Source organism: Streptomyces varsoviensis (assembly GCF_000718635.1).
GTDB classification, from domain to species: Bacteria; Actinomycetota; Actinomycetes; order Streptomycetales; family Streptomycetaceae; genus Streptomyces; species Streptomyces varsoviensis.
Genome location: NZ_JOBF01000001.1, coordinates 529585 through 550625 on the forward strand (window position 1 = coordinate 529585; position 21041 = coordinate 550625).

Annotated in this window: 18 protein-coding genes; 12 read left to right on the forward strand and 6 right to left on the reverse strand. The window is 72.2% G+C overall.

Features of this window, described 5'->3' with window-relative positions:
• Positions 1–25: 25 nt before the first annotated feature.
• Positions 26–3172, forward strand: coding sequence for an amino acid adenylation domain-containing protein (locus tag IF55_RS02260; RefSeq protein ID WP_048831422.1), 3147 nt, complete (start codon positions 26–28; stop codon positions 3170–3172).
• Positions 3173–3306: 134 nt separating this feature from the next.
• Complete coding sequence (locus IF55_RS02265; protein WP_030881977.1) at positions 3307–4932, forward strand: PucR family transcriptional regulator; 1626 nt, start codon at positions 3307–3309, stop codon at positions 4930–4932.
• Positions 4933–4975: 43 nt separating this feature from the next.
• On the opposite strand, the gene IF55_RS02270 is transcribed toward IF55_RS02265, so the two are convergent.
• Positions 4976–6091 carry a serine hydrolase domain-containing protein gene (locus IF55_RS02270; RefSeq protein ID WP_030881980.1) on the reverse strand — a complete coding sequence of 372 codons (1116 nt, stop codon included), beginning with the start codon at positions 6089–6091 and terminating at the stop codon, positions 4976–4978.
• A 376-nt stretch (positions 6092–6467) separates the two neighbouring features.
• Here IF55_RS02270 and IF55_RS02275 point away from each other — a divergent pair, with 376 nt between their 5' ends.
• Positions 6468–7373, forward strand: coding sequence for a LysR family transcriptional regulator (locus IF55_RS02275; protein WP_030881983.1), 906 nt, complete (start codon positions 6468–6470; stop codon positions 7371–7373).
• A gap of 127 nt (positions 7374–7500) precedes the next feature.
• Here the strand turns inward: IF55_RS02275 and IF55_RS02280 are convergent, their stop codons facing one another.
• The 5 genes from IF55_RS02280 to IF55_RS02300 form a co-directional block, all read right to left on the reverse strand.
• The gene (locus tag IF55_RS02280) at positions 7501–7950 is read right to left on the reverse strand and encodes a nuclear transport factor 2 family protein (RefSeq protein WP_030881986.1); all 450 of its coding nucleotides are present in this window, start codon (positions 7948–7950) and stop codon (positions 7501–7503) included.
• A 125-nt stretch (positions 7951–8075) separates the two neighbouring features.
• Positions 8076–9713 carry an AMP-binding protein gene (locus IF55_RS02285; protein WP_030881988.1) on the reverse strand — a complete coding sequence of 546 codons (1638 nt, stop codon included), beginning with the start codon at positions 9711–9713 and terminating at the stop codon, positions 8076–8078.
• Between the two features lie 27 nt (positions 9714–9740).
• Positions 9741–10190, reverse strand: a complete 450-nt coding sequence (locus IF55_RS02290; RefSeq protein WP_030881991.1) for a hypothetical protein — start codon at positions 10188–10190, stop codon at positions 9741–9743.
• A 300-nt stretch (positions 10191–10490) separates the two neighbouring features.
• Positions 10491–11687: a glycosyltransferase family 9 protein gene (locus IF55_RS35885; protein WP_030881994.1), complete on the reverse strand. Its 1197-nt coding sequence runs from the start codon at positions 11685–11687 to the stop codon at positions 10491–10493.
• Positions 11688–11792: 105 nt separating this feature from the next.
• Positions 11793–12377, reverse strand: coding sequence for a DUF4254 domain-containing protein (locus tag IF55_RS02300; protein ID WP_048831423.1), 585 nt, complete (start codon positions 12375–12377; stop codon positions 11793–11795).
• A 673-nt stretch (positions 12378–13050) separates the two neighbouring features.
• On the opposite strand from IF55_RS02300, the gene queC reads away from it, so the two are divergent.
• The 9 genes from queC to IF55_RS02345 are packed head-to-tail and all read left to right on the forward strand — an operon-like array spanning position 13051 to position 21041.
• A complete protein-coding gene (gene queC / locus IF55_RS02305) occupies positions 13051–13746 on the forward strand; it encodes a 7-cyano-7-deazaguanine synthase QueC (protein WP_030881997.1) in 696 nt (231 codons plus the stop codon).
• Positions 13747–13748: 2 nt separating this feature from the next.
• Positions 13749–14384 carry a 7-carboxy-7-deazaguanine synthase gene (gene queE, locus IF55_RS02310; RefSeq protein WP_030882000.1) on the forward strand — a complete coding sequence of 212 codons (636 nt, stop codon included), beginning with the start codon at positions 13749–13751 and terminating at the stop codon, positions 14382–14384.
• Positions 14384–14740 (forward strand): 6-carboxytetrahydropterin synthase QueD, encoded by a 357-nt coding sequence (gene queD, locus IF55_RS02315; protein WP_030882003.1) that lies wholly within the window; start codon positions 14384–14386, stop codon positions 14738–14740. The genes queE and queD overlap by 1 nt, the downstream gene beginning before the upstream one ends.
• 8 nt (positions 14741–14748) lie before the next feature.
• Positions 14749–15516 (forward strand): GTP cyclohydrolase, FolE2/MptA family, encoded by a 768-nt coding sequence (locus IF55_RS02320; RefSeq protein WP_030882005.1) that lies wholly within the window; start codon positions 14749–14751, stop codon positions 15514–15516.
• Between the two features lie 30 nt (positions 15517–15546).
• Positions 15547–16800 (forward strand): hypothetical protein, encoded by a 1254-nt coding sequence (locus IF55_RS02325; RefSeq protein WP_048831424.1) that lies wholly within the window; start codon positions 15547–15549, stop codon positions 16798–16800.
• On the forward strand, positions 16797–17636 hold the full coding sequence (locus IF55_RS02330; protein ID WP_078643415.1) for a transketolase: 840 nt from the start codon (positions 16797–16799) through the stop codon (positions 17634–17636). The genes IF55_RS02325 and IF55_RS02330 overlap by 4 nt, the downstream gene beginning before the upstream one ends.
• 3 nt (positions 17637–17639) lie before the next feature.
• On the forward strand, positions 17640–18602 hold the full coding sequence (locus tag IF55_RS02335) for a transketolase family protein (protein ID WP_048831425.1): 963 nt from the start codon (positions 17640–17642) through the stop codon (positions 18600–18602).
• Positions 18599–19591, forward strand: a complete 993-nt coding sequence (locus IF55_RS02340) for a phosphotransferase (protein WP_157854347.1) — start codon at positions 18599–18601, stop codon at positions 19589–19591. The genes IF55_RS02335 and IF55_RS02340 overlap by 4 nt, the downstream gene beginning before the upstream one ends.
• On the forward strand, positions 19584–21041 hold the full coding sequence (locus tag IF55_RS02345; protein WP_048831426.1) for an FAD-dependent oxidoreductase: 1458 nt from the start codon (positions 19584–19586) through the stop codon (positions 21039–21041). The genes IF55_RS02340 and IF55_RS02345 overlap by 8 nt, the downstream gene beginning before the upstream one ends.

Sequence of the window (21041 nt, forward strand, 5' to 3'; positions counted from 1 at the left end):
TCCGCGACCTCCGTCTGGACACGTCATGCGCAAGGACCACCATCACGAGCCCCACGAGCCCCAAGAGCGCTCGCACGCCATCCTCGACACCGTCCGAGCCTGGAACGACACCGCCACCGACTACCCGCGGCACGCGACCGTTCCCGCCCTGTTCGCCGAGCAGGCCCGTCGGCACGCCGACCGCCCCGCGCTGGAGTGGGACGGGGGCAGTCTCACTTACCGAGAGCTCTACGACCGCGTCCGCCGGGCCGCCGCGCACCTGCGGGCCCGCGGTATGGAGGACGGGGACACCGTCGCCGTGCTGCTGCGGCGCTCGCCGGAGGCCGTGGTCGCGGTGCTGGCCGTACTGGAGGCCGGGGGCGCCTACCTGCCCCTCGACCCCGGGGACCCGGACGACCGTCTGGAAACGGTGCTGACCGGCGCCGGCGTCCGTCACGCGGTCACCGCGCCGGGCGAGCCGCCGGCCCCCGTAGGCCGCCATTGCACACAGGCGACCACGGAAGCCCTGTCCGAACAGCGCCCGCCCGCCGACGACGAGCGCTGGGGCGTGGACCGAAGGGCCACCGACCCCGCGTATGTGATCTACACCTCCGGCTCCACCGGGGAGCCGAAAGGGGTCGTCTGTCCGCACCGCGGCCCCGTCCGGCTGGTGCGGAACACCGACTACCTGCAACTGGGCCCCGACGACCGGCTGCTCGCGACCACCGCGCTGACCTTCGACGTCTCCTGCCTGGAGATCTTCGGCCCGCTGCTCAACGGGGGCGCTCTGGTGCTGCCGGACCCCGAGGCGCTGCTTTCCGCCGACGCGCTGGGGCAGTTGCTGCGCCGTCGGCGGATCGGGGTGATGTGGCTCAGCGCCGGGCTGTTCCACCAGCACGCCGAGGACGACCCGCGGATGTTCGGCACGCTGCGGGCGCTGATCGCCGGAGGCGACGCGCTCAGCCCGTCCGCGGTGCGCGCCGTGCTGCGGCACGGCCGCCCCGGTCTGCTGATCAACGGCTACGGTCCGACCGAGGCTTCGTCGCTCGCCACGGCCCACCGCGTCGAGGGCCTCGCCCCGCACGCCGAGACCGTGCCGATCGGCCGCCCCATCGCGAACTCCACGGCGTACGTGGTGCGCGAGGACGGCCGGCCGGCGGTGCCGGGGGAGGACGGTGAGCTGTGGCTCGGCGGCGACGGCATCGCCTGCGGCTACCTCGGCGACCCGGAGCGGACCGCCGAGGTCTTCGTGCCCGACCGGTTCGGGCCCGACGCGCACGGACGGCTGTACCGCACCGGCGACGTGGCCTGCTGGCGGCGCGACGGAATCCTGGAGTACCGGGGGCGCCGCGACCGGCAGGTCAAGATCCGCGGCTATCGCGTGGAGCTGGACGAGATCGAACTCGCCCTGTCCGGCCACCCCGAGGTCCGCGAGGCGGCGGTGGACGTCGTGGGCGAGGGCGCCGCGCAGCGGCTGGCCGCCGCGGCCGTGCCCGCCCCCGGCAGCCGGGCCGAGGACCTGCCCGCACGGCTGACCGCCCATGTCCAGGACCGGCTTCCGCGGTACATGGTCCCGGCGCAGCTCGCCGCCGTCGAGGAGATCCCGCTCAAGGCCAGCGGGAAGATCGACCGGGACCGGTTCATGGAACTGGTCACGCGGCAGGACGACCGGGCCGCCGGGGACGGCGACCCGCCACACGGCCCGGCCGAAGAGGCCGTCGCGGCGGTATGGGCCGAGCTGCTGGGCCTGAGCCGCGTCGACCGCGGCGACGACTTCTTCACGCTGGGCGGCACCTCGCTGTTCGCCTCCCAGGCCGTCTCCGCCGTACGGGACCGGCTCGGCCTCGCCCCGCACACGGACCGGGCGCTGCTGAGCAGCCTGCTCGACGGCCCCGGGCTGGCGGCCTTCGCGGCCCGTGCCGACGCCCTGCGCGAGGACCGGCCCGGGGACGGCGGCGAGGACGGCGAGGGGGTGGACTTCGCCGCGGAGGCCGAGCTCGACGACCGGCTGACCTTCGACGCGCCGTCGGGCTCCGACCCCACCGCCCCCGAGACCGTGCTGCTGACCGGTGGCACAGGGTTCTTCGGCGTCCACCTGATCGACCAGCTCGCCGAGGCCGGGGTGCCGGAGATCCGCTGCCTCACCCGGGCCGACGACAGCGCGGCCGCGCACGCGCGCATCGCCGCACGCATGCGCCACTACGGGCTGGACCCTTCCTGCTGCGAGGATCGCATCGTGCCCGTTCCCGGCACTCTGGAGGCGCCCCGCTTCGGACTGTCCGACGCCGACTGGCAGCAGTTGGCCCGTACCACCGATGTCATCGTGCACGCTGGCTCGCGCGTCAACTTCGCCTACCCGTACGAGGCGTTGGCGCCGGCCAATGTGGGCGGCACCCGCACCGTCCTCGAACTGGCCGCGACGCACCGCCTCAAGCCCGTCCACTACATCTCCACCGTCGCCGTCGCGGCCGGCGAAGGCGCCGCCGGCACCCGCCGCCTCGACGAGGACACCCCGCCCGGCCACCCCGAACTGATCTCCCTGGGGTATCCCGAGACCAAGTGGGTCGCCGAACGCCTCATCGCCCAGGCCGCCGCGCGCGGACTGCCGACCGCCGTCCACCGCCCGTACGAGATCACCGGGACCCGGGACCGCGGCGTGTGGAACACCGACACCATGATGTGCGCCCTGTTCCGCACCATCGCCGAGACCGGCCTCGCCCCGGACATCCCGCTGCCCCTCGACTTCGTCCCGGTCGACTACACCGCCCAGGCCGTCGTCCACATCCTGACCCACGAACGCCCCGACGGCCGCGCCTACCACCTCACCAACCCCCGGCCGGCCCGACTCCCGCTGCTGAACGACCGCCTGCGCGCCATGGGCTACCCCCTCACCGACCTCGGCTACGACGACTGGGTCGCCCGCCTCGCCAAACTGACCTCCCACCACCCCGACCACCCCATGGCCCCCTACCTCCCCATGTTCACCGGCTCCGCCCGCGGCACGGACCACACCATCAAGCAGCTCTACTTCGCCGGCACCTTCCCCGACCTCGACCGCACCAACGTCGACTCCGCCCTGCGCACCAGCGGCCCGACCTGCCCACCGGTCGACGCCGCCATGCTCGACCTCTACCTCCGACGCTTCCAAGAAACCGGCTTCCTGGCCCCGCCCGAACAGAACACGCGCTCCTGACCTCCGGGGCCGTCGCCTTCCGCCTCGGAGGTGTCGTAGCTACTCAGCCGATCGGGCGGGTCCGCTCCCTGCGGGGCCCATGCGGAATGATCTTCGTGGGGCATGGTGAGGGAGTCGATGCGGGAGGAGGGGCTATGAACGGCTGTACTTTCAGCGGCCTGATGGATGTCGTCGGCGGCCCGGCCCTACGGTTGCAGGCCGCGCCGGCCGACCCCTCGGCCCAGGTCACCGAGGTGCTGCTGTTCGACCCGCACGCGCCGCTGCCGGCGGTGCCCGGGGCGCTGCTGCTCGCGGTCGGCGTGCGGGCGGCGGCGGCCGGGCCGCTGGTGCGGGCCGCCGCGCGGGCAGGGATGACCGGAGTCGTGGTGCGCGGCGCGGACGGGCCGGTCGGCGAGGCCGAGGCGCACGGCGTGGCGCTGCTGGCGGTCGATGAGGAGACGGCCTGGCACCATGTGCACCTGCTGCTCGCTTCGGCCATCGGCACCCGGCCCGAGCACGCCGGCGGGCTGGGGGACCTGTTCGCGCTGGCCGACGCCATCGCGGCGGCGGCCGGCGGAGCGGTGTCCGTGGAGGACCCGCGCCAGCGGGTGCTGGCCTACTCCACCGTGCCCGGCCAGCCGGTCGACGAGGCCCGCCGCCAGGGCATCCTCGGGCTCCAGGTCCCGGACGACGTGGAGAACTCGGAACAGGTCCGGACGGTGTTCGCCTCGGACCGGCCGGTTCGGCTGCCGCCGCTCACACCGCACGGACTGCCGCGGCTCGCCGTCGCGGTGCGGGCCGGCGGCGAAACCCTCGGATCGGTCTGGGCGGTCGACGGCGGCACGCTCGCCGGGGACGCCGAGGAGACCCTGGCCCAGGGCGCGTCGACGGCGGCGCTGCTCCTGCTGCGGGCCCGCGCCGCCCAGGAACTCGCCCACCACCAGAACACCGACCTGGTCCGCCGATTGCTGGACGGCACCGCGGACGCTCGGTCGGCGGCGCACCGCCTGGGGTGGGAGACGGTCCGCGTGGCCGCGTTCGCGATCGACTCCGCGGTGAGCGTGCCGGACGCCGAGCGGACCTCGCTCAGGCTGCTGGATGTCGTGCGCCTCCAGTGCGAGGCACGCTACGGGCGACAGGCGTGCGTACTCCTGGACGGGGTGGTGTACGGGCTGCTGCCCGCGCCCGGGGAGCACGGCGCGGGCCGCGCGCCGCAGGGGCCGAGCGCGGTCGACCGGCGGCACCGGCAGATGGCGGAGGACATCGTGCGCGCGGCCCGCCGGTCGCTGCGGGTGCCGGTGCGCGCCGCGCTCGGCGGGGTGGTGTCCCATCTCGGCGAAGTGGCCGACTCGCGGGCGGACGCGGACCTGGTCCTGCGGCTGTTGGACGATGCCTTGCCGGTGGCCGTGATCGACGAAGTGCGTCCCCGGGCGGCGCTCCTGCTGCTCTCCGAGCTGATGGGGAAGGAGCGGATGCTGCGAGCGGGCGCCTGGCGGCGGGTGCTGGCGGCGGACGCCGATCACGGCTCCGACTACGCCCGTACTCTCGTGGCCTGGTTCGACGCGGGCTGTGACGTGGCGAGGGCGGCCAAAGAGCTTTCCGTCCACCCCAACACCTGCCGCTACCGCCTGAGACAGGCCAGTCGACAGCTCGGCATCGATCTCGACGACCCCGACGAACGGCTGGTTCTCTGGCTCCAGTTGAGGGCCCTCGCGGGGCTCGGCGGTTCCGCGGGGACGGGGGCGGGGACGGGCGGCACCGCCGTTCCCCCTCCGCCGTGAGGGCGGGGCCAGAGGTTTCCGACCCGGCGTTCCCGGCTCCCTGTCAGCGGAGGCTCCGGAGGAGGTCGTCGATGACGGCGTCCACCTTCGCCGAGTCGAACTGGTCCGAGCCGATCAGGAGGGTGACGGCGCGTTGCCCGTCGTCGGTGACGGCGTTCCGGAAATTGTGGCTGGTCTCCATGGAGCCGCTGTGGCCCCAGGTGACGAAGCCCGGGGTGCGCTCGTAGCGCTCGACGCCCAGGCCGTAGCGCCCGCCCTCCTCTTCGGGAACGGTGTGCTTCATCTCGGCCAGCTCGGCGGGGGCCAGCAGCTTCCCGGTCCACAGGGCGGTCCAGAAGGCCGTGGCGTCGGCACCGGTGGTGACCAGCGCGCCCGACGCGTCGGCCGCCGAGACGTTCCATTCGGTCTTGTCCACCGGCTTACCGTGCTCCTGGGCATAGCCTCGCAGGTCGGGCTGGGGGAGCGTGGTCCGGTCGCCGGGCCAGTAGGTGTCGTGTAACCCGAGCGGCCCGATGATCCGTTGCTCTATCTCGGTGCCGATGTCGTGGCCGGTGACCTCGGCGACGATCAGGCCGGCCAGGTTGTAGTTGGTGTTGGAGTAGGCGAAGCCGGAGGGGGTCCTGTCGGGCGGGGGCAGCGTCAGCGTCTGCTCGACGGTCCGCAAGGGGTCGATGTGATCCCAGCGGTGGGCGTCCAGGTCGTTCCAGAACGGAGCGTCCAGGTAGTCGGGCAGGCCGCTGGTGTGCTGGAGGAGCCGGCGGACCGTGATCTCGCGGCCGTCGTAGTGCTCGGTGCGGATCAGGCCGGGCAGATACTGGTCCACGGTGTCGTCGAGCCCGATCCGGCCTTCGCCGACAAGCTGCAGCACGACCGTGGCCGTCCAGGTCTTGGTGTTGCTGGCGATACGGCTGTGCTCATCGCCGACGACCTTGCGGCCCGTCCTGAGGTCGGCGAAGCCGGTGCCGCCGCTCCGGACCCCGCACAGCGGGCTCTGCACCGTCACGCTGATCCCCGAGGCGCCGACGCTCCCCAGGTCCTTCATCGCCGCCTGGATGCGCTGGGTGTCGCACTGACGTGGCTCTGCCGAGGCGGCAGGAGTCGTCAGCAAGGAGGCGGTGAACGCCAAGGCCACTACCGCGCACGTCTTCCGTCGCACCATGTCTCCGTTCGTCAGAGGCGAGCCGCGTACGGTGCGCGCCCGCCCTCGTTGCCACGCGGCCGTCGCCCCCTGGGCCGGGGAGAACGCCGCCGTGACCGGGGAGAACGTCACTCTAGGAACCGCACCCGGTTCTGGAGTTGGCCGCCTGGCCAACCATGGAGATGGCGGATTGTGCCGGCGGCCAAAGGGTGGGGGCTCAGCCGCGCGTAGGGTGAGGCCGGGGCCGGCGCGCGGCTCCGCGCCCCGGCGCGGCGGACCCGGACCGGCTGCCGCGGTGGCCTCGACCGGCCTGGCGGTACCTGCCTGCCTGGCGGTACTGGCCTGGCGGGTGCCGGTCTGACGGTATGGGCCACTGACGCGGATGCATACTGTGCGCATGCCGCACAGCGATCTTGGGCTGCTGCACGAACTGCGTGCTCTCTCCATCCTGCTCGAAGAACGGAACGTGACCCGGGCCGCCGGCCTGTTCCACCTGAGCCAGTCGTCCATGAGCCGCACGTTGCAGCGGCTGCGCGCACTGTTCGGTGACGAGCTTCTGGTCCGGTCCGGCGGCGACTACGAGCTGACCCCTCGCGCGCGGGACATGCAGCGCGAACTCGCCCTGCTCCTGCCACGCTTGGAGAGCCTGGTGGCCGGCCGGGGCTTCGACCCCTCCACGGCGACCGGGATCGTACGCGTCATCGGCACCGACTACACCACCTCGACGCTGGGCCCCCATCTGCTGCCCCGGCTGCTCCGGGCCGCGCCCGAGCTGGAAGTCCGTATCGAACCGCGGGACGAGGACTCGTACGCGGACCTCGAACGAGGCCGGGCCGACATCGCGCTGTCGGTGCTCCGCCCCGCCACGGGGCTGCGGTGGGAGCGATTGTTCACCGACGACGTGGTCTGCGTCGTGGACCGCGACCACCCGGTACGGGATCGCTGCTCACTGGCCGACTACGTCGTCGCCCGCCACGTGGTGATCACACTGCTGCACCAGGAGCAGCCCATGATCGAACAGTGGCTCCAGACGCTCGGCCACGGCAGGAGGGCCGCGGTGCGGGTGCCGCACTTCAGCTCGGCGTTCGACGTCCTGCCCGGTACGGCTCTCGTGGCGACGATCCCGCGGCGGCTCGCGGAATTCCGGGCGGCCACCGATCCGCGGGTGCGGCTGGTCGAGGCGCCGGAAGAGTTCGACGCGTATCCGTACGGGATGATCTGGCACCCGCGGCTGGAAACCGACCCGATGCACTCCTGGTTGCGCGACATGATCCGCGCGGCGGCAAAGGACCTGACCGGCTGACCGCCGTACCGGGCGCCCTGAACGGCGACCGAGGTCCGCGTTCATGGCCTTCCGATCACGGCCTGCCGATCACGGTCGGGGCCCCGCCGACCAGGCACAGCGGGGCCCAACCATCCGGGAACACGAGTCAGCGCCCGTTCCCGATGACGTCGCCGAAGCCCTTTGTCCAGTTGCGTTCCTGGCCCCGCCGGGAAATCCGCCAGCCCGCCGGTGTGCGGGTGTATTCGTCGATGTACCACATGCCCAGCAACGCGATGTGCGGCTCGCCGTCCTCGGTCGGGAAGCCGAGGGCGTTCCAGGCCATCACCCGTCCCGTCGCGCGGTCGCCGTCCAAGCGGATCTCCGTGTTGGCCATCAGGTGCTGGCACGCGGTGAGCTGCGCCATGCTCGAAGTGAGGTACTTCTTCATCTCGGCGAGGGTGCCCGCGATAGCGCCGAATGCCGTGTAGTCGATATGGGCGTCTTCGGTGAATATCTGGTCCAGGGCGTCGAAATCCTTGCCGTCGACGGCGGTCGCGTAAGCCACCAGCAGTTCCTGGATCTCCAACCGGTCGGAAATCTCTTGGATGTTGAGCACTTGACCTCCTGAGATGGTGCAAGGGTGCAAGGGTTGACGGGCGCTGCGCGGATGGTACGCCAGGGCCGCGCAGACCGCGGCGGTCAGGAAAATCGCCGCATCGCATCGAGAACATGGCGTCGTCGTCATAGTTCCTGGAGCCCGGCGTGGCCCGCTTGTTCGCGCAGCAGGTGTTTGCGGACTTTGCCGGAGTCGGTGAGGGGGAGTTCCGCGGTCCGGAGCCAGCGCACCGGCGTCTTGTGGGGAGCCAGCCGCGCGCGGCAGAAGTCGTGCAGCTCCGTGGCCGTGGGCGGTTGGCCGGGCTCGGCGGGTACGAGCACGGCGACGACGATTTCTCCCCATAGAGGGTCCGGCAGGCCGATGACGGCGATGTCGCGCACCTTCGGGTGGGTGGACAGAACCTGCTCGATATCGGCGGCGTAGATGTTCTCCCCGCCCCGGATGATCACGTCCTTGAGCCGTCCGACGACCGTGAGATATCCGCGTTCGTCGAGGCGGCCCAGGTCGCCGGTGCGCACCCAGCCCGCCGGGTCGATGGTCTCGGCGGTGCGCTCGGGCAGCTCGAAATAGCCGAGCATGGCTTGGTAACCACGAGCACATATCTCCCCGGGCTGTCCGACCGGCACGATGTCCCCGGTCCACGGATCGCGGACGGCGACCTCGACCCGCGGCAGGGGGCGGCCGGCGGTGGCGGCCTTGTCCTCGGGCGAATCGTCGGGGCTGGTCTGGGTGATCACCGGGGAGAGTTCGGTCTGGCCGTAGACAGCGCTGAACCGGGCTCCGAAGCGGTCCTCGACGCGACGGGCCAGCTCGGGCGGGATGGGGCTGCCGCCGGAGAGCACCCGCGACAGGTGCGACAGGTCGAACCGCTCGAATCCGGGGTGCTCCAGCAGCGCGATGAGCATCGTCGGGACCCCGCCGAGCATGTCCGCCCGGTGGTCCTGGGCCGCGCCGAGCACGAGCGCGGGGTCGAAGAGCTGGCACAGGACGTAGGAAGCCCGTCGGTGGGCGCTGCCGAGCACCCCCATGGCGCAGCCGGCCGTGTGGAACAGCGGCGCGGCGGACGCCAGCGTGCCCCGCTCGGGCAACTGGGCCCGGTCGATCGCGAACTTCGCGTTGGTCACCAGTCCGCGGTGGTGGAGCAGGGCTCCCTTGGGGAATCCGGTGGTGCCGGAGGTGTACTGGAGCTGGGCGGCCTCACCCGGGCGCACCTCCGGCAGCGGCCCGCTGCCCTGATGGGCGCGTACGGTCGTCTGCCAGTCCGTGAAGCAGACGGTGGCCCTGAGCCCCGGGAGTCCGCGCGTGGCGTCCCGGGCGATCGCGGTCATGTCACTGCCGCGGAACGCCGCGGTGTGGAAGAGCCCGGACGAGCGGGATTGGTGGAGTACGTAGCGCAGTTCCGCGGCTCGCAGCGCCGGGTTGGCGGTCACCACCACCAGACCGGCCAAGGCCGCGCCGTACTGGAGAATGATCCATTCGGGGATGTTGGGGGCCCAGACCGTGATCCGCTCGCCCGGGGAGAACCGGGTCAGCAGCCAGTGCGCGCATTGCTCGGCCTCGGCCAGCAGTCGCCGGTAGGTCCAGCGGCGATCGGTGCGTTCGGCGCCGGAGAGCGAGGGGGCCTCCAGCGGTGCGACCTCGATCAGGGCGTTCTGGGGCCCGGCGTCGCGCGCGGCCTCCCGCAGCAGGTCGCCTGTGGTCAGCTCCAGCACGGGTGCGCCGGCGTCAGCGGGCCAGTACGACTCCGTCAAGATCTTCGGCATGGTTCGTGAGCCTCCCGGCGTCAGGCGTCAGGCGTCCGCGGCGACGGTGCCGCGTCCGCGAGCGCGGCGCCGGGGAGCGCACCGCGAGGGGCGGTGGCGTCCGCTGTCCCCAGACACCGTCCGCCGTCGAACAGGCCCAGTTCGTAGTGCACAGCCATAGGTGTACGAGGACCGCCCGATCGCCCGGATGCCGGTGCCGATCCGTACGGCCTCGCCGATCTCGCCGAAGGCCCTCCACCGTTCGACACGCCGGCTGACGAACAGGAAGCGGTACGGCCCGAATCCGCCCCCGGCCACGCGCCCGTCGAACCGCGCGAAGCGCAGCCCGACCAGAGACTGCTCGAACATGCGCGACAGCGCTACGGTGCTCGTCGCACCGTCCGGCGCGAGGTCCCCGAACCGCTGCACCACCTGCCGCTGGTCGGGAAAGCCGGCCTCGTCCGGGAGCGCGGCGGCGGGCCGCAGGTCGATGGTCAATATCGTTCCTTCCGCGAGGTGCACCGGTGACGGCCGCAGCCGCCGCGTCGACCGAGCTGCGCGGGGACCCGCCCGGTAGCTGTCCCGTGCTGCGTCACGCGAGCCAGCATCCACCGCCGAACGGGTCGTCACCAACGCAAGTTGCGGATCTCGCAAATGCACATGGCGCATGGGCCCCATGGGACCGTCAGGCGGCAGGGGCACTGACCGGCCCCCCACCGTGGGGACCGTCAGGGGGCAGGGCGGCGACCGGCTCCCCGCCGCGGGGCGCGGCGAACGGGTGCGTGCTCCTGCTCGGCTTCAGCCGGTCCCGTCGAGACAGCTCTGGGCGAAACGCGCGATGGCGTCCGGGGAAATGTCGCGGATGTCGCTCGTGCCCCACAGGGAGTCGTCGATCGGGAGGCCGTACGGGGTGGTGTACAGGCCGCTGTCGGCCAGGGCCAGCATCTGGGAGGCGGGGGTCGCCACCGAGTGGTGCCGTGGGGAGCCGGTGACCCATTTCAGATGGCTGTAGCGCCCGTGGAGGGCGAGGACGTGGGGACCGGTGCCGTCCGGGCGGCGGGTCAAGGCCGCCAGGTGGGTGAGCCCGGTGTCGTTGCCGACGACGAGCTCAGCCGAGCCGAAGAGGTCGAGGCAGTCCACGTCGTCGGCCCCGATGACGGTGTCCACGAGATCGCGGTCGGGTCGGGGGCCGCCGGGACGGTCGTCGTTGGTGAGCAGCGTGCAGCGCCGGCCGGAATCCCCGGCGTGGCGCAGCCCTCGCGCCACGGCGAGCAGCCGGTCGGCTCCGTAATCCTGACCGCTGCCCGGAGCGCTGGTCGTCGCGACGAGGACGACGTGCCGGGGCTGGGCCGTGGCGTCCGTACGGAACCGGGGAGCCGGTGCGCCGTCCAGCGGGAGGCGCACGCCGAGACTCCGCTCGACCGCCAGGTAGTAGCGCATGGGCAGTGCCGAGTGGACTTGGACCCGTTTGTCGTCCAACAGGTCGAGCCAGGGCGGGACGTGGGCGGGGCGGTCGTTCGCCGGAGGGGGCTCCGCTGCCCAGCGGGGCCAGAGGTTCGGTCGTACCTCGACATGGACGGGGGAGTCGCCCGGGTCCGAGGCGGTGGTCACCGAGTGCCCGTCGTCCGCCTCGCACGCGGCGAACGGGAGATCGCAGCGCTCCATCAGGCGGTGCCGTGGGCCCCGGTAGACGAGTTCCGGGGCTCTTCCCCATGCTGTGCGCAGGGCGTCGGAGAGCGCTTGGGCGGTGGCCAGTTCGAGCAGCAGGTCGCCGAATCTCACCGGCGAGGGACCTGTCGCGGGGGCGCCGCCCGGGTCGTGCCGTACGTCCAGCGCCCAGCCGTTGGCCGCGACGGACGCGAAGAGCGGCGACGGGCCCCCGGGGCCCTCGCCGTCGGCCCGGCGATAGGGGAGGCGTACGCCCAAGGGGGCGGCCTGCCTGGGTACCACCAGCGGGCCGCCCCGCTGGAACTTGGGTCCGTCGATTCTCCACATGCGTACCGAACTCCGAACTCCGGTGGCGGGTCGTGTGCGCCGGCGAGGCGTGCCGTGGCGGGTCTGCCCATAGGGCGCCGCGCTCGGGGGCACCCCGTGACGGGTCTACCCGTAGGATTTCAGCAGCCGCCAGTCGGGCACCCGGCGCAGTCCGGCGGCGATCTCCTCGGTCAAGGTGTCGTAGGCGAAGGCGAGTTCGGCCAACTGCCTGGCGGCCGATTCCCCTCTGGCGGCCGGCCCGCCGTCGGCGGGCGGGGCTCCCTGCGCGGCCGGCCCCGGGGGCGGGGCGGGAGGCGTCTTCGGCCGGAGCATCTCGGCGCGCACCCAGGCGATGCACAGGCGGTCGACGACGCTGCCCAGTGTCTCGGTGTGCAGTGGTGCCCTCGGGTTCTGGCGCAGGCTCCGGCCCGCCCACTCGTCCAGGGCGTCGATCAGGCTGCCGCGCCGGGAGTTGAGGGCGTCGATCGTCCTCTTGACGGCGGCCAGCGTCTGGGCGTCTGCGGCCGGGGCGCGGGAAAGGTCCTCGGCCTCCCACTGCCGGCGGTGCTGGCCGCACAGTTCGCGGGCGATAGCGAGGACGGGGTGGTCGTCCTGTTCGGCATCCGCCGCGCCGAAGCCGCCGAGGATGCTCGCCGCCCTGGGCGGTGCGAGAGCGCCGGGCACCGTGCGGAGCGCGTCGTCGATGTGCATCTCGACTCCCTTCGAATCGCTGTCGACCGTCTCTTGCCGGGACGCGACCGCGCCGTGTGGGGAACGGTGCCGCCGATCGATCGAGTCCGTCGGCCCGTACGGGGACGGCCATGGCGCGGATACGCCGGTGCGCGACGGCGGATGGAAAAGATCGCGCCGAGAAGATCGCGGAAACGGGGCGCGGAAAACAAGCCACGGAAAACAGGCCGCAGAAAATAGGATCAACGGAAAAGGGTCAGGTGAAAAGATCGCGGCAGGGAGATCATTGATCCTGGTATTTGATCACATCTCTCTGCCGGTCTTTCCGTGCTGAGTCTGGCGAGCCGACAGATGCGAGTCAAGGCGCGCGGCGGATGGGGGGTTGTTGAGAAGACAGGGGCTATTGCTTCCGTGCTGGGCCACTGCTAGCGTGATATACGGCTGAGCGCAGTTGCCACGATCATTTCCTGCTACATCCGGTGGCGGATACGCGCGCTCCGGGCCGGATTGGGTGCCGCAGTGCGGGTGTTGACGCGGCGCGAAGATCTTCGCATGAGGCCGGGCCGGCCCTTGTTCGTTTGTTTTCCATTCCGTGGAACTCCTCATGGTCTCGGGTATGCCACCGGCATGCCGATAAGAAATCCCTCCGCGGCATGTGCGAGGGACACAGCGGAAGGGTGGGGGAAAGATCAAGATGGAGCGTCCCGCAGTCGTACTGCTCAGCGGAGGGCTGGACTCGACCACCACGACAGCGATCGCCAAGAGCGAGGGATTCACCCCGTACGCGCTGAGTTTCCGCTACGGGCAGCGGCACAGCGTCGAACTGGAAGCGGCGAAAGCCGTCGCCCGTTCCCTGGGGGTCGCGCGCCATATCATCGCCGACATCGACCTGCGCGTGTTCGGCGGCTCCGCCCTCACCTCCGATATCGATGTGCCCAAACGCGGCAGCCTCGACGAGGCGGAGGACGGCGGCATCCCGGTCACCTACGTGCCGGCCCGCAACACCATCTTCCTGTCCTTCGCCCTCGCGTACGCCGAGGTCGTGGCCGCCCACGACATCTTCATCGGGGTCACCGCCGTGGACTACAGCGGCTATCCGGACTGCCGGCCGGAGTACATCGAGGCCTACGCCCGGATGGCGAACCTGGCGACCCGCGAAGGGGTGCGGGGGGCGCGGCCCCTCGTGATCCATACGCCGCTGATGCGCCTGACCAAGGCCGAGATCATCCGCCGGGGGACGAGCCTGGGCGTCGACTACTCCCGGACCTGTAGCTGCTACGACCCGGACGAGCGGGGCCGTGCGTGCGGCCGTTGCGATACGTGCCTGCTGCGCCTGAAGGGCTTCTCCGAGGCCGGAATGGTCGACCCGGTCCCGTACCAGGGGAGTTGACCGTGGGGTATGCGGTCAAGGAGATCTTCTACACGCTGCAGGGTGAGGGGCAGCACGCCGGCCGGCCCGCGGTCTTCTGCCGGTTCGCCCTGTGCAATCTGTGGACCGGGCGCGAGGCCGACCGCGCTCGTGCGATCTGCGCGTTCTGCGACACCGACTTCCTCGGCACCGACGGGCCGGACGGCGGGCGGTTCGCGACGGCCGAGGAGCTCGCGGACGCGGTGGAGGCGTGCTGGCCCGCCGGCTTCCAGGACCGCAGATTCGTCGTGTGCACCGGCGGTGAACCCCTGCTGCAACTGGACGCCGCGGCGGTGGAGAGCCTGCACGGCCGAGGATTCGAAGTAGCGGTCGAGACGAACGGCACGCGCGTTCCGCCCCAGGGCATCGACTGGTTGTGCGTGAGTCCGAAGATCGGTACCGAATTGGTCGTCAGCCAGGGCGACGAACTGAAACTCGTCTATCCGCAGGAGGGCGGCGACCCCGCGCAGTTCGAGCATCTTCGGTTCGCTTCGTTCCGGCTCCAGCCGATGGACTGCCCGGACGTCGAAAGCCACACCCGGTCGGCCCTGGAGTACTGCTTGGCGCATCCGAACTGGTCCCTTTCCCTGCAGACACACAAGCAGCTTGGAATCCGGTGATGGAGATCTTCCGAGAGTTCACCTTCGAGGCCGCGCACCGATTGCCGAACGTCCCGGTGGGCCACAAATGCGGGCGACTGCACGGGCATTCCTACCGAATTCAGGTGCACGTGGAGTCGCCGGTGGACGAAAAGACCGGATGGGTGATGGATTTCGGCGACATCAAGCGCGCCATGGTGCCGCTGATCGAAACGCTCGACCACCACTACCTCAATGAGATCAAAGGTCTCGACAACCCCACCAGCGAAGTGCTCGTGCGATGGGTGTGGGACCGGCTGCGCGACGAACTCCCCATCCTCTCCGCCCTCACCGTGCGGGAAACTTGCACGTCCGGCTGCACCTACAGGGGTGACTGACCTTGGCTATGCCCGACATCCAGAATGAGCACGATTCCCGTGGCATCGGCGTCGACGAAGTCGGCATCGTGGGACTGCGCTACCCGGTGTGCTTCGACGACGGCCGGATCCGGCAGCAGGGAATCGCCGACATCTCGGTGACCGTACGGCTCCAGCACGACCGCCGCGGCACGCACATGAGCCGCATGGTCGCCATCGTGCACGAGCACGCGCGGCAGTTCGCCCCCCGGCAGATGCCGCAACTGCTCAAGGCCGGGGCGTACGAACTCGACGCACCGGCCATCACCGTGACCCTGGCCCTGCCGGTGGGCGTCGAGGTCCGGGCCCCGGCGACCGGCGCGCGGTCCTGGTCCGTGCACGACGTCAAGGTGACCGGGCGCCTCGACGAAGGGGCGGTGGAGGTGGTCACGTCGGTGACATCGGAGGTGACCAGCCTGTGCCCCTGCTCCAAGGCGATCTCCGACTACGGCGCGCACAACCAGCGCAGCCGCGTCACCCTCGACGTCACCGGCGACGGCGACGAGCCCTACCCGCTGCCGGTGCCGGCGGCCGTGGCCATCCTCGACGGATGCGCCAGCGCGCCCGTGATCCCCCTCGTCAAGCGCCCGGACGAACGGGCGCTGACCATGCGCGCCTTCGACCGGCCGGCCTTCGTCGAGGACATGGCCAGGGAGGTGTCGGCCGTCTGCCGTGCGCAGCGCCTGCGGCACACCGTGCGGGTGCGGAACCTGGAGAGCATCCACAGCCACGACGCCGTCGCGAGCATCAGGGGCTGAACCGATGGGCGGAGAACGGAGGAAGCCCGTATGAAGGTCTTGTTCGGCGCCAAGAGCTGCGGCTTCGGCCCGGTGTCGAAGCTCGCGGGGCTCGCCCGGCGACTGCCGCGACACGACCGCGTGTTCACCGGGACCGGCACGGCCCTCGACTTCGCCCGGCGCAACGCCGACGCGTTCGACCGGATCCTCGCGTGCCGCCCGGACGGCGACGCGCCCCAGGGCCTGGCCGCCGACTGCGACTACGTGATCTCGGTCATGGACGAGGAGCTGGTGTTCCAGGCCGTGGCCGCCGGCCGGCCGGTCATGATGGTCGACAGCCTCTTCTCCTTCTGGCAACTGAGCGACTCGCCGCGGCGGATCGCCGAACTGTGCCTGCCGAGGACGCGCGGCGGACTGCCCGCGCTGCGCCGCCGGCTGTCCGGGCTGACCGTGCACGAGCGCAAGTACGCGGCGCATCTGCTCGCCGACGCCTCCATCGTCCAGAACTTCCCCGGCGTGCCCGAACGGATGGCCGAGACCGCCCGGCTCGGCAAGGACCGCGTGCACCTGTCGGGGCCCATCGTCGACGAGGAAGCGCTCCAGGGCGTCGCCGCGGACCAGGGGCCCGGCAGCGATCTGCTCATCAACCTCGGCGGGTTCAAGAACTTCCTGCTGGACCCCGGCACCCACGACGAATATCTGCGGCTCTTCTCGAAGTGGGTGCCCGATCTCCTCGCGGACCAGCGGGGGTTCGGCAGCGTCTCGGTGTGCTGCGGGGGGTTCGCCGACGGGCGGGAGGGCCGGGTATCGGTGCGCGGGCGCACCGCGCGGTTCCACTGCCCCTCGCAGCGCGACTTCCTCCGCGCCCTCGCGACCGCCCGCCACTGCATGATGACGCCCGGCCTGACATCGCTGCACGAGGCCAACGCCTTGGGGCGGCTGGCGCTGTGCATGCCGGAACAGCACTACGGCCACATCTTCAACTACGAGAGCCTGGCGGGCACGGCCTTCCACCGGCTGGGGTGCCGCTTCGCCGATCTGATCGACGGATACGACGTGCCCGCCGACGACTTCGCCGGCACGGCCGCCGTAGCGGAACACGTCGGGCGCCTGATCGAGGACGACGACGCCTACGCCCGCTTCAGGAAGCGGATGAACGAACGCGTAGAACGCTACCTCGCCGTGGGCGACGACGAACGGCGCGCGGGAGCGGGGGAGCTCCGCGACCTGCTGGCCGGGCCGCCCTTCGACGACGTGGTCGCCGCGGCCCTGCCCGCCGCCGTCGGCGCGGGGGAGGAGCGATGACGGGCCGGGCCGGCAGCCGCGCCGTGACGGATGACCGGCCCCCCGCCGGCGCCGCCCGCCCGGCCGAGACCGCCCGGCGCGCCCGCGCGCGTCTGCTGGGACTGGCGGCCTCCCGCCCCGTCCACCTGGGCGCCTCGCTGTCCGTCGTGGAGATCCTGGTCTGCGCCTTCGCGACGATGCGCCACGACCCGCGGGACCTCGACCGCCCCGACCGGGACCGGCTGATCCTGAGCAAGGGGCACGGTGTGTGGGGGCTCTACAGCGTGCTGGCCGAACTGGGCGTCGCGGGGCTCGACGAGCCCCGGGCCGGCCATCCGATCGACGGCACGCCCGGCGTGGAGGCCGCCACGGGCGCGCTGGGACACGGCCTGTCGATCGGCGCGGGCCTCGCCGAGGCCGCCCGCCTCGACGCCGCCGACCGCCGGACCCTCGTCGTCCTCGGCGACGGGGAGCTCGATGAGGGCTCCGTGTGGGAGGCGGCCATGTTCGCCGCCCACCGGCGGCTGAACACGCTGATCGCGGTGGTGGACCGCAACGGCATGCAGCAGGAGGGCGGTACGGAGGCGGTGCTCGCCCTGGAGCCGCTGGCCGCCAAGTGGGCCGCCTTCGGCTGGCGGGTGATCGAGACCGACGGCCACGACTGCGCCGCCCTGACCGGCGCCCTGCGCACGGCCCGTACGCCGGACGACCGGCCCAGCGTCGTCCTCGCCCGCACCGTCAAGGCGCGCGGGGTGGCGTTCATGGAGGGCAGCGCCGCCTGGCACTACGGGCAGTTGGACGAAGAACAGCTCACGGCGGCGCTGGCGGCGCTGGCGGCGGGCGAGAGGGGAGCGTGAGCGATGCCGAGCGCCGTTCCGACGGCGGCCCCGACGGCCTCCATGCGGCCGGCCGTGGCCCGCGTCCTGACCGAAGCGGCACACGAGCGGCCCGGCCTCGTGGTACTGGGCGCGGACGGGCACGGCCTGGCCATGGGGGTGCGATCGGCCTTTCCGGAGCGCTACATCGACGTCGGCATCGCCGAGCCCAACCTCGTCGGCGTGGCCTCCGGACTGGCACGGGCGGGACACGCCGTCGTGGTCGGCACCATGGCGCCCTTCCTGGTGCGCCGCGCGCAGGAGCAGATCCGCAACGACGTGTGCAACCCCAACCTGGACGTGACCTTCCTCGGCGTCGGCGGCGGGCTGGGCTACGGCACCCTCGGACCGACCCACCACGCCCCCGAGGACCTCGGCTCCTTCGCCGCGATGCCCAACACCCTGGTCCTGTGCCCCGCCGACGCCACCGAGGCGGCCTGGGCGGTGCGCGAGGCGCTCGACTGGCCGGGCCCCGCGTACGTACGGCTCGGCGCCCGCGAGGACGCGGTCCTCTACCCGGACACGGAACCCTTCGACCTCGGGCGCGGCCGGCCGCTGCGCCCGGCGCGGGACGCGCTGGCCCTGGCGATGGGCGCCGGGGTGGCCGTGGCGCTCCGGGCCGCCGACCTGCTCGCGGCGGACGGCGTGGGTCTCGGCGTTCTCGCGCTCAGCGCCCTCAAGCCGTTTCCCGCCGACGAGATCCGCGCGGCGGCCGCGTCGACGGGCGTCGTCGCCGTCGTCGAGGAGCACCTTGATGCCACCGGGCTGGCGGCCCGTACCGCACTGGCGCTCGCCGGGACCTGGCGCGGCCGGTTCCTCGTGCACGCCCTGGACGACCGCTATCCGCCGGTCGGCGACCGCGCGGAGCTGCTGGCCTTCTACGGCGTGGACGCCCGGTCCGTCGGCAGCGCGGTACGTGCCGCGGCGGCGTGCGGGGGGACACCGTGACCGCCGTGCGGGAAGCGGCCGACGCGGACCCGGCCGTCGTCGCCCGCGTCACCTCCGACCTCGCCGCGCTGCACGCCGAACTCGGCCTGGTGCGGCGCGGGGTGACCTACCGCCACTGGGTGCCGCGCGGGGCCCGGCGGCAGCGCCGCCGGCTGTTCGTCGCGTCCGTCGCCGGCCATCGCCCCGTCTGCGTCGCCAAGGTCCCGCTGGACCCGGCCGACGAAAAGGTCGAGGAGGAGTGGGCCGTCCTGCGAAGTCTGCCCGCCGGCGGGCCCGCCAGGACCCGGCCGATCGCCCGGCTGGCCCGCGGCTGGGTCATGGAGTGGGCCCCCGACCACGACCTGCCCGACGCCGTCGCGGCACTGACCGACCCGGCCGGCCTCGACCCGCTGCTGGCCCGGTGCGTCGAGCTGATGCTCCGGCTGCACACCGCCGCCGGGGCCTGGCAGCCGCCCCCGGCGCGGCGCGCGAGCCCCCTGGAGATCGCCCACGGCTTCCTGGGCGCGGACCTCGAACGGGCCGGGCCGGCCGCGCTCGCGGCCCTGGCCGGCGCGCGCACCGGACCGACCCACGGCGACCTCGGGCCGTGGAACATCCGGTGCGCCACCGGACGCGACACGCTGACCCTGATCGACTGGGAGGACTACCAGCCGGCCGGAATCCAGGCGATCGACCTGCTCAACACGGTCTTCACCTGTGCCCTCCTGATTTTCCCCGAATATCCGCGACGAGGCTTCGAATGGCTCGGCGAACAGGTCTTCCACGTGGCCGGCCCCTTCCGGTCCGTCGTGGCGAACGCGCTGCGCCGCTACGCCCGGGGCACCGGGCAGTCCGCGGTCGCCCTCGCCGAACTCCTGCCGGTCGCCTGCCTGTGGCTGGACCGGCGGATTCGCAACCAGGGCCGGGACACCAGCGGCATGTTCTATCTGCCCCTCATGGACCACTTCCTGCGTACCGCACCGCACTGGATCGGAGAGCTCGATGAGTGACGCGACCGCCGAGTCGCCACCCCGGACGCGCTGGGACGTCATCGTCGTCGGGGGCGGACCGTCCGGGATGTTCGCCGCGCACGAGGCGGCCCGGCACGGACGCCGCGTGCTGCTGTTCGAAGCCGGCGACGGCATGGCCCAGAGCCTGTGCCCGAGGGTCAAGGCCGTGGCGCGCGGCAGGCGCATCCGGGACGCCGAGAAGTTCCGGCTCCAGTGCGCCCACTGCACCTGTCTGACCGGCCTCGGGGGCGCCGCCTTCCACTTCGACACCAACCTCGGCTACATCAAGGGCCTGACGCGGTCGAAGGTGGAGAGCGACGGACAGGGCGGCGTGCGCGCGTACAGCGGGCTGGAGCGCGCGCTCGGCGGTTTCGAGACCGCGCGGCACGAGATCGGGGAGGTCTACGAGCTCTTCTACGGCTTCGGGCTCACCCGCGCGGACTTCCCGGAGGCGGCCCCGGGGCCGGCCGGGGGCACCGCGGGGTTCGCGCTGGCCGACACCGCGCCGTCCCAGCCGATCATGGTGGACGAGGCGCTCGTGGTCATGGACCGGATGAGCGCGGAGATCACCCGGAGCACCGGCCGCATCCTGCTCCGGCACCGTGTCACCCGCGTCGCGCGGCGCGCGGACGGCTTCGCCGTGCGCGTCGAGGGCGACCACGGCGGCGAGTACACCGCCCGGTCCGTGATCGTCGCCGTGGGGAAGCTCGGGCTGGGCTGGGTGCGGGAGGTACTGGCCGAACTGGACGTGGCGTACGCGACACCCGAGCGGATCGATGTCGGGGTGCGCTTGGAGGTCTCGCTGGACGAGGCCGCCCCTCTCACCGAGAACTGCCACAACCCCAAATTCGGCTTCCTCAACGAGGCCGAGGACACCGTGCGCACCTTCTGCGTGTGCGTCGGCGGACGCATCATGCAGTACGAGTTCCTGGACACGGTGGTGCTGGACGGCCAGCACTGCCTGAGCGCCCCCACCCGGCGGACCAACTTCGGCGTGGTGACCAGCGTGCGGGTGCCGCCCGGCGAGGACGGCACCCAGCACGGCCTCGACTTCGCCCGCCGCGTCAACAAGGTGGGGCGCGGCGGCGCGGTGGTGCAGCAGGCCGCGGACTTCCTCGGTTGGCGCGAGCGCCCCACCCGGCAGCTCGCGTCCAGCCTGCCCGCCGCGGTCCGCGGTGACCTCGCCGGGGCGCTCGGCCGCCGGCGGGTGGCCGACGTGGCGCAGATGATCGAGCGGCTCAACGACTTCAGCCCCGGCATGATCGGCGGGCACGCGCTGATCGCCGCCCCCGTAGTGGAACGGGTCTACCCCGCGATCACGCTCTCGCACGAGATGGAGTCCAGTGTGCCCGGCCTGTTCTTCGCCGGAGACTCCTCTTCCAAGATCATCGGTGTCACCTACGGCGCGGTCACAGGACGTATCGCGGCGCGCGCCGCGCTTGCCCGCTGA